This is a genomic window from Streptomyces sp. WELS2 (assembly GCF_013870595.1).
In the GTDB taxonomy this organism is placed as follows: domain Bacteria; phylum Actinomycetota; class Actinomycetes; order Streptomycetales; family Streptomycetaceae; genus Streptomyces.
On record NZ_JACBWZ010000891.1, the window covers coordinates 1 to 2,388 of the forward strand.

Sequence of the window (2,388 nt, forward strand, 5' to 3'; positions counted from 1 at the left end):
CCGCTGCTGCGCCCACTGCGCTCCGCCGCCGACCGCGCCTCCTACGCGCTGACCGCCGAGGTCCGCCCGGTGCTGGCCCTGGTGGACCCGGCCGGGGTGACCGTGACGGCCGAGCCGCGCGGCGTGCGGATCCTGCGCGACCCGGAGCTGGCGGACCTGGCCCGCCTGGGCGGCGTGCTCAAACCGGCCGACGTGGAGGCACTGCACGGCATGGCACGGGACCGGAACGTCTGGCTGAGGGTCTGAGGGCCGGAAGGCTGAGGGCCGGAGGCCGGGGCGGGGTGAGCGTCGGGTCCGTTCACGGCAGCGGGGCGGCCGACCCCGGGTCCAGCAGGGGTGCCATCAGGTCGCCGTGGTCCGCCAGGCGCGGGGCGATGTCGTCGGCCCGGAACTCCAGCTGCGCGGGGCTGCGGCAGTCGGCGACCTCCTGCCAGGTCACCGGCGCGGACACCAGCGGGGCCGGGCGGGCGCGCACGGTGTAAGGGGTGGCCGTGGTCTTGCGGGCCGCGTTCTGGCTCCAGTCGACGAACACCTTTCCCGGTCTGAGGCTCTTCGTCATGCGGTGCACCACCAGCCGGGGCAGCGCCCGCTCGGCCTCCACCGCCAGCGCCTTCGCGTACTCGGACGTCCGCTCGGAGGAACTGCCGCGCACCGCAGCCAGCAGGTGCAGCCCCTTCGACCCGGCGGTCTTCGGGTACGCCTCGATCCCGTCCGCCGCGAGCCGCTCGCGCAGCCACAGGGCGACCTCGCAGCAGTGCACGATGTGCGCGGGCGGCCCCGGGTCGAGGTCGAAGACCAGCCGGTCCGCCTCCTCCGGGCGCCGCACCAGCCACTGGTGGGTGTGGAACTCGGCGACCAGGTTGGCCGCCCACACCAGGCTCGGCAGGTCCTGGACGACCACCATCCGGGCCGGGCTGTCCGGGGAGGAGCGGGGGACCTCGGCGGTGGTGACCCACTCGGGCGTACCCGGCGGCACGTTCTTGGTGAAGAACCGCTGGCCCCCGGGGCCGTCCGGATAGCGCAGGAAGGACACCGCCCGGTCGCGCAGGTGGGGCAGCAGGGCGGTGGCGGTGGTCGCGTAGTAGTGCAGCAGCTCCGCTTTGGTGAAGCCGGTCTCCGGATAGAGCACCTTCTCCAGGTTGCTGAGCGCGACCCGGCGCCCCTCCACCTCTGTGATAGGCGTCATAGGATGACAATCCCAGACAATCCGTAAAAAAAGGCAGTGGAAGGGTGCGGCACGTGCGATCGATATGGAACGGCGCGATCTCCTTCGGCCTGGTCAGCATCCCGATCAAGCTGGTGAACGCCACGGAGAGCCACGCGATCTCCTTCCGCCAGGTCCACACCGAGGACAACGGCCGCATCCGCTACCGCAAGGTGTGCGAACTGGAGGACCGCGAGGTCAGCCAGGCCGAGATCGGCAAGGCGTACGAGGACGCCGACGGCACGATGATCCCGATCAGCGACGAGGACCTCTCCCACCTGCCCATCCCCACCGCCCGCACCATCGAGATCGTGGCCTTCGTGCCGGCCGACCGGATCGACCCGCTCCAGATGGGCGCGGCGTACTACCTCGCGGCCGGCGGAGCCCAGGCCGCCAAGCCGTACACGCTGCTGCGCGAGGCCCTCAAGCGCAGCAACAAGGTCGCCATCGCCAAGTACGCGCTGCGCGGGCGGGAGCGGCTCGGCATGCTGCGGGTGGTCGGCGAGGCCATCGCCATGCACGGGCTGCTGTGGCCGGACGAGGTCCGGGCGCCGGAGGGCGTCGCGCCGGACGAGCACGTCACCATCCGCGACAAGGAACTGGACCTCGCGGACGCCCTGATGGACACCCTCGGCGAGGTCGACCTGGAGGATCTGCACGACGAGTACCGGGAGGCGCTGGAGGAGGTCATCGCCGCGAAGGCCTCCGGCGAGGCCCCGCCGGAGTCCCCGGCCCCCGCCGCCGGCGGCAAGGTGCTGGACCTGATGGCCGCCCTGGAGAACAGCGTCCGGGCGGTCCGCGAATCCCGGGGCGCACCGGAGGAGGAGGCGGAGGTCAGACAACTGCGCCGGGGCGCGTCGGCACCGAAGGAGACGGGCGCCAGGAAGTCCACGGCGACGGAGAAGGCCCCGGCCGCGAAGAAGTCCGCCCCCGCGCGCAAGTCGACGTCCAAGGCGGGGGAGGGGGCGGCGAAGAAGACGGCGACGGCGAAGAGCACGGCGACGGCGAAGAGCACGGCCGGGAAGAAGACGGCGGCGAAGAAGACGGCGTCCCGGAAGCGGACGGCGTGAGGGCTGCCGGTCGCCGCGACGCCCCGACGGCCATACGGCCAAGGGTCCCCGGCCCGCACAGCCGGCCAAGGGCTTCCGGCCCGCACAGCCGGTCAAGGGCACTCGCCCGCACCG

2 protein-coding genes and 1 pseudogene are annotated in these 2,388 nt (G+C 72.7%); 2 read left to right on the forward strand and 1 reads right to left on the reverse strand.

Going from position 1 to position 2,388, the window contains the following annotated elements:
* Positions 1-246, forward strand: a pseudogene (locus tag H5J33_RS31345) (NERD domain-containing protein); the annotation flags it as partial.
* A gap of 52 nt (positions 247-298) precedes the next feature.
* Here H5J33_RS31345 and ligD read toward each other — a convergent pair.
* Positions 299-1,186, reverse strand: coding sequence for a non-homologous end-joining DNA ligase (gene ligD / locus H5J33_RS31350; RefSeq protein ID WP_181798143.1), 888 nt, complete (start codon positions 1,184-1,186; stop codon positions 299-301).
* Positions 1,187-1,239: 53 nt separating this feature from the next.
* On the opposite strand from ligD, the gene H5J33_RS31355 reads away from it, so the two are divergent.
* Positions 1,240-2,274 carry a Ku protein gene (locus H5J33_RS31355; protein ID WP_181798144.1) on the forward strand — a complete coding sequence of 345 codons (1,035 nt, stop codon included), beginning with the start codon at positions 1,240-1,242 and terminating at the stop codon, positions 2,272-2,274.
* The last annotated feature ends 114 nt before the right edge of the window (positions 2,275-2,388 follow it).

Coding starts and splice junctions, on each gene's coding strand:
- ligD (WP_181798143.1), bottom strand. CDS start 1,186: ATGACGCCTATCACAGAGGTGGAGGGGCGCCGGGTCGCGCTCAGCAAC.